This window comes from Catenibacterium sp. RTP21428st1_D7_RTP21428_210409 (assembly GCF_040227455.1).
In the GTDB taxonomy this organism is placed as follows: Bacteria; Bacillota_I; Bacilli_A; order Erysipelotrichales; family Coprobacillaceae; genus Catenibacterium; species Catenibacterium mitsuoka_A.
This window is the reverse complement of the sequence record NZ_JBEHVX010000118.1, coordinates 1-5,829: the sequence shown is the minus strand read 5'-3', so window position 1 is coordinate 5,829 and position 5,829 is coordinate 1. Positions and strand designations below refer to the sequence as shown.

At 32.3% G+C, this 5,829-nt stretch carries 8 protein-coding genes and 1 pseudogene; 4 read left to right on the top strand and 5 right to left on the bottom strand.

The genetic code is table 11. The features are described 5' to 3' along the window. The first annotated feature begins 273 nt into the window (after nt 1-273). The 4 genes from ABUA27_RS12725 (at nt 274) to ABUA27_RS11870 (ending at nt 2,129) form a co-directional block, all read left to right on the top strand. On the top strand, nt 274-498 hold the full coding sequence (locus tag ABUA27_RS12725; protein WP_502879956.1) for a linear amide C-N hydrolase: 225 nt from the start codon (nt 274-276) through the stop codon (nt 496-498). 30 nt (nt 499-528) lie between these two features. Beyond that, nucleotides 529-966 (top strand): IS1/IS1595 family N-terminal zinc-binding domain-containing protein, encoded by a 438-nt coding sequence (locus tag ABUA27_RS11880; protein WP_349820776.1) that lies wholly within the window; start codon nt 529-531, stop codon nt 964-966. A gap of 150 nt (nt 967-1,116) precedes the next feature. Further along, nucleotides 1,117-1,659 carry a hypothetical protein gene (locus ABUA27_RS11875; protein WP_349820775.1) on the top strand — a complete coding sequence of 181 codons (543 nt, stop codon included), beginning with the start codon at nt 1,117-1,119 and terminating at the stop codon, nt 1,657-1,659. 47 nt (nt 1,660-1,706) lie between these two features. Next, the gene (locus tag ABUA27_RS11870; RefSeq protein WP_275055699.1) at nt 1,707-2,129 is read left to right on the top strand and encodes a linear amide C-N hydrolase; all 423 of its coding nucleotides are present in this window, start codon (nt 1,707-1,709) and stop codon (nt 2,127-2,129) included. A 50-nt stretch (nt 2,130-2,179) separates the two neighbouring features. Here ABUA27_RS11870 and ABUA27_RS11865 read toward each other — a convergent pair whose 3' ends face one another. The 5 genes and pseudogenes from ABUA27_RS11865 to ABUA27_RS11845 form a co-directional block, all read right to left on the bottom strand. After that, nucleotides 2,180-2,857, bottom strand: a complete 678-nt coding sequence (locus ABUA27_RS11865; protein ID WP_349820774.1) for a MurR/RpiR family transcriptional regulator — start codon at nt 2,855-2,857, stop codon at nt 2,180-2,182. Nucleotides 2,858-3,421: 564 nt separating this feature from the next. After that, nucleotides 3,422-4,792, bottom strand: a complete 1,371-nt coding sequence (locus ABUA27_RS11860) for a sodium-dependent transporter (RefSeq protein WP_129982188.1) — start codon at nt 4,790-4,792, stop codon at nt 3,422-3,424. A gap of 47 nt (nt 4,793-4,839) precedes the next feature. Then, a pseudogene (locus tag ABUA27_RS11855) lies at nt 4,840-4,998 on the bottom strand (hypothetical protein); the annotation flags it as partial. Between the two features lie 152 nt (nt 4,999-5,150). Then, on the bottom strand, nt 5,151-5,396 hold the full coding sequence (locus ABUA27_RS11850; RefSeq protein WP_129982189.1) for a hypothetical protein: 246 nt from the start codon (nt 5,394-5,396) through the stop codon (nt 5,151-5,153). Between the two features lie 123 nt (nt 5,397-5,519). Then, entirely contained in the window at nt 5,520-5,714 is a 195-nt protein-coding gene (locus tag ABUA27_RS11845; protein ID WP_287968866.1) for a hypothetical protein, read from the bottom strand. Between the last annotated feature and the right edge of the window lie 115 nt (nt 5,715-5,829).

Here is a 5,829-nt window from a genome sequence, read left to right as displayed (position 1 = left end):
GAATGATATCGCATCGTTCATCGAGCCCTGAAATCTGTCATTCATCAAGTTTTTCATAAACTTTTGACTCTACCTTTCATTGAAAGAAGAGAAGTGGCATTGACTGCTATCTAAGCTAATCACTCAGTTGATTGTACAATCATAAGTGTCCTGGCTCTAAGTCCAACTTATTTGTGCTTGAAAAGATAGCGGCGACTTATAATCATTCAGGATATTCTATTTGAGTAGAATTGCCTACTCTACTCCACGTGCTCTGTAGTATACCACCTCTCTTTGATTATACTATTATATCGAGAGGCACACTATAGTTTTGGTGGATTTGAGTTTGGTTATATATTTGTGTCCGCGCAACGAAGGCGCGGGGAAATGGAGGAAATCATGAAAGATAGAGTACATATCTATGATAATCCTGTAGGTGTATTGACTAATAATCCACCTTTTGATAAACAGATGTTTAATTTAAATAAAGCTCCTCTTTTGCAAATGGGTGGTAAGTAGCAATTTGTTACAGGCAATGATATAATTAGAATGCTTGTAGAAAGGCAAGCTCTTGAAGAGCTTCATGAGGTGAATAACCATCAAGAGGAACTTGGCGGTTCTGGTTATTCATCTCTTGAAACTCCGAACCGCCAAACACAAATGAATAAAAAAGAACGTAGAAAATATCCATCTTTACGCTCGTTTACTCGGTCTGAAAATCTAGAGAAATCTGAAGGACAATTGCTTGTTGAAAATACTGTTCAAGAATGGTACAACCCTAAACATGCAACATCATCTGTTTCAGAAATAGAATTTATAAATTCTTTAGACATAAAACAATGTCCTTTCTGTGGATTTCATGATTTTACAAGGTATGGGCATAAGAAAGACGGAACACAAAGATATATTTGTAAAGGATGTGGTAAACGTTTTACAGCGTTGACAAATACAATCTTTGATTCAAAAAAGATTCCTATTTCAGAATGAATTGAGTATTTACTGCATTTTTTTGAATTTCATTCTATAAATTCAACAGCCTACGATAATAGAAATTCACCAACTACAGGTAAATATTGGCTGATCAAAACATTTGAAGTCTTAAAAGGAATACAAGACAATGTTGTACTAGATGGTACAGTGTATTTAGATGAAACCTATTTTACAAAAGTAAAAAGTAAACTAACGACAAAAGATGGAAAGAAACTAAGAGGAATTGCTAGAAATAAAATAGGTGTTGGTGTTGCCTGTAACGAGACAAAATCAATTTTTATAATTACAGGAACATCAAAACCCTCAAGAAAATCATCAAAAGAAACATATAGTAAGCATATTGCAAGAGGCTCTATATTAGTGCATGATGATGAGCATTCTCACAGTATATTGATTGAAGAATTAGAACTGGAAAGCGAAGTATACTCAACAAGAGAAACAAAAGGTCTATCAGATAAAGACAACCCTTTATATCCAGTTAATAATCTTCATTTATTATTGAAACAATTCATAAGAAATCACGGAGCTTACGACAGAGAACACCTCCAAGACTGGCTGAATCTATTTTGGTTCATTATGAATGACCCAAAAGATAAGTATGATAAGGTATTGAAATTTATAGAAATGGCAGTTTTGTCGCCAAAAAGAGTGCGATATCGAGATGCAATGAGCTCTAAACATAGTAGATAAGCGAATAATCACCACCCATTTGCAAAAGAGGAGCATTAAATAATTATATGTATCTCTCTACTAAACAGCCTGAGAATACATTCTCAAAAGATGTAAACTTATCTACTTATAGTAGAGGTATGGGTGCTTTAGGGTTACCTGGTGATTTATCATCAGCATCTCGTTTTGTACGTGTTGCCTTCACTAATATGAATGTAACTAAAGGATTAAATGAACAAGAAAATGTCAGTCAGTTCTTCCATATTCTTGGTTCAGTAGAACAACAAAAAGGACTATGTGAAGTAGCCGAAGGTAAATATGAATATACTATTTACACTTCTTGTTGTAATTTAAATAAGGGTATTTACTATTATTCAACTTATCATGGTCATACAATTAAAGCTGTGGATATGCATAAAACAAATCTAGATAATAAAGATTTGACATGTTACCCAATGATTGATGAAGAAGTATTCTTTGAACAGAATTAAAAACAGACACTAGGAAATGCATTCCTAGTGTCTTTTAATATATTATGATATTATTTTATCACTTCATCCGTTAATTTTTCTAGTGCATAAAGCATTGGCACTCCAGATTCAACCTGTCCAACCTTCATAATTCCATTAGAAGCATAAATAGTCAAATCACATAATTGACTAAATTTACCTACATGCGCTAATGAAATCATAATAATAGTATAATTTTTACTCTTATATCTATTGATTTGATCAAATCTCACTTTCTGATAAAAATCATTGTAAATGATCAAAATAACGGAATGAGTTCCTTCTGGTACTTCTAATATGGGATAGTTGACATCATCGATGCCATAACAATAAACCCCTGCTCGACAAAATCGTCGGGCGGTATATTTCGCAATATCCCTACATACACCTAAACCAAGCATTTGAAATGAATCAGCACCTTTAATCAGATCAGCTGCTTTTTTAAGTTTGTCTAAATAATCATTAGATTTTATATGCTCCACAAAACCTTCAATATCGTTTATTTCATAATTACCTTCCTGATCCTGCTGTTCATAAAATTCTTTAATCTTATACTTCAATTCTGAAAAACCAGAATATCCCATCTTCTTACAAAAACGCATAACAGTAGCTGTTGAAACATGTACCTCATCCGCTAACTCACGAACACTTAGATTTAATATATGCTTTAGGTTTTTCACTACATAATTATACACACATTTCTGCTTCATTCAAATTTTCAACTTGACTATACGCGAATCTCATTATATTTACTCTCCTTCTTCTTATTTCTTTACCTTAGATTATTTTAAACCATTTTCATTTACATTTCATGAAAACTAGTGATTTTTTTAGAAAAGAAAAAAAAGAAAATTAAGTTATTATACAAACACCAATGTATTTGTTTCTTTTCTAATAAAAAACTGATTATAGTTAATCAGCTTTTATTACGAGTTCACTCATAATTCCATTGAGTTCTATTTGATCGTCTGAGTCTTCATCCATGTCTCCTTAATAGATAATCTTTGTATTAATGCCCTTAGACATTGCATAGTGATTGTACATGAGAAAGAAGTGTATCAATTGAAAGTGTTTGAATAATATCAATATCTTTTATTCCTGTATCTATTTTTCCTTTAATGACTGTTTGTCTTATCTTCTAATTCATAGTTTAGTTATCTCACAATTATTTTACAAGAAAGTGTGTACAGCGTGTCATACCTATTTAGTTTTCAATACACTCATCACCACAAATTGCGTATTAGGTGCAAATAAAAAACAGGCCTAAACCTGTTTTACATCTTAATAATTCCAAATGCATTCGCAACAGAGCTTAACAAGATAATAGCTGCAAAGATTGGGCAAATATATTTAATCATGAAATTGAAGATTTTCTCACGTTTAAATGGATTGTTGTGAGATTTAACTTCCTTAGCAATCTGATCTACACCAATAACTTTGGATACTAATAAACATACACATGTTGCAGAAATTGGCATCATCACTGAATTAGTTAAGAAATCAAAGAAGTCTAAGAACTGCATGCCAATAATCTGAATAGATGCAAGTGGTCCATATCCAAGTGATGATAATGATCCTAATACAAGCATGATGAATCCAAGAATAATAACTGATTTATGTCTACTCCATCCAAGTTCATCCTGGAATGTAGAAACAGCGCATTCTGTCAGGGCAATTGAACTAGTAAGTGCTGCAAATAATACTAATATGAAGAATAGGATACCAATAAGTGTTCCTAGTCCCATACTATCAAATACTTTAGGAATAGTAATAAACATTAAAGATGGTCCTGCATTCAAATTTTCCATATTTCCATTAGAGAAGGCAAATACAGCTGGAATAATCATTAATCCAGCCATAATCGCAATAGCTGTATCAAATACTTCTACGTTTTCTGTAGAATTTTCAATAGAGACTTCTTTTTCTGTATATGAACCAAATGTAATTAAGATACCCATTGCGATAGATAAAGAATAGAACATCTGTCCCATTGCAGTAACTACTGTCATCCATGAGAAGTTCTTAAAGTTAGGTACAAGGAAGTACTTTACACCTTCAAGTGCACCTGGACGAGTAACTGAATAAACAGTAATAACACATGATAATACAACTAGAATTGGCATCATGATCTTAGAGACACGTTCAATACCGTTTTTAACACCTGCAAATACAATAAATAAAGTTAATAATGCAAAGGCAATAAAGCACAATTCTGTTGAAACACCATTAGAAATAAATGTAGAGAAATAACCATCAGATGATAAAGCATGACCGTTCCCCTTAACATATTCAACAAGGTATTTAATGACCCATCCACCAATAACAGAGTAGTAAGGTACGATTAATATAGGGATAATCGCATTGATCCATCCACCAAACTTATGCGAGATAGAGTTTCCAAATTTTCTAAAAGCGCCTACCGGACTCTTTCTAGTCATTCTTCCAATTGTGGTTTCTGCAATAATCATTGTATAACCAAATGTGAGCGCAAGAATAATATAGATTAATAAGAAGATTCCTCCTCCATATTTAGCTGCAAGATATGGGAAACGCCAAATATTTCCTAAGCCTACAGAGGCTCCTGCAGCAGAGAGGACTAATCCTAGTTTTCCTGAGAAAGTACTTCTCTTTTCATTGTTTTTCATAAAATCTCTCTTCCTTTTGTCTTATTTTTAGAACAATCAACATTATATCACACTAAAAAAATAAAGGAATAAAAAAATAAAGAACTTAAAAATAGAACCTCATAATTGAGATTCTGTCTTATATTAACTCTTTTTTTAATTCTTCTTAAGAGATAAATTCCATATAATAAGAAAAATATTGCAAATACAGCTAACTGTGTATTATCTCCTGTTTTAGCAGGTGTTTTATCTTTTTCTTCTTTTTTGCTACTTGTTTTTTATTTAGTACAACTTCTGTTTTCAGAGATAGATGAAATAGACAGTTTCTAGAGGCTGATAATTATCTTACTTTCAAAAATAAAAAGAGTACCGAAGTACTCTAATTATGATTCAATATGGATCTAATACACATGAATAGTGAAAATACAAAAATTACGATATATAGACCAAAATATGGCATACGTACACCATAATCTAGATAATCAGATAAGGCAATAAGACCCCAGATAATTCCCATTATCAAGTATTGTGCTGCAACGTAACGATAGTCATCTTTATGTTTAGTACGCTCTCTCATCACTACCGCAAAACCAATAACAGCAGCAAACATCAAAAATGTTAACATGTAAAATACACCTCTTTCTTACTCACTACCATAACACAAATCGAGTCACTATTCTAGCTAAAAACTTTTTACTTAATGATACACAAAACAGCCCAACTGCCTCTATATCGCAAAGGAAGTTAACTATAGAGGCATAGCCTGACTGGCATAAATAAACACACCTATGATTCCTAGTAAGAATCCTATGACTGCAACAATAATCAATACTTTCATACTTGCCTGCTTATATATGATTTTGCATATTAATAATGTGATAAAAGCACAAAGTAACGCAATACCTAGTAATGTCCATAACCAGTTAAATTTATGAATAATCATAATGGACTCCTTTCGTAAGAGAAAAGCATAAGAGATTCATTAAACTGGTTCAAAAGTCAAGGACAGAATGTTGACAGTCCTTGCCAAATGAGCATCACCGTAAGGTGATGCTCTT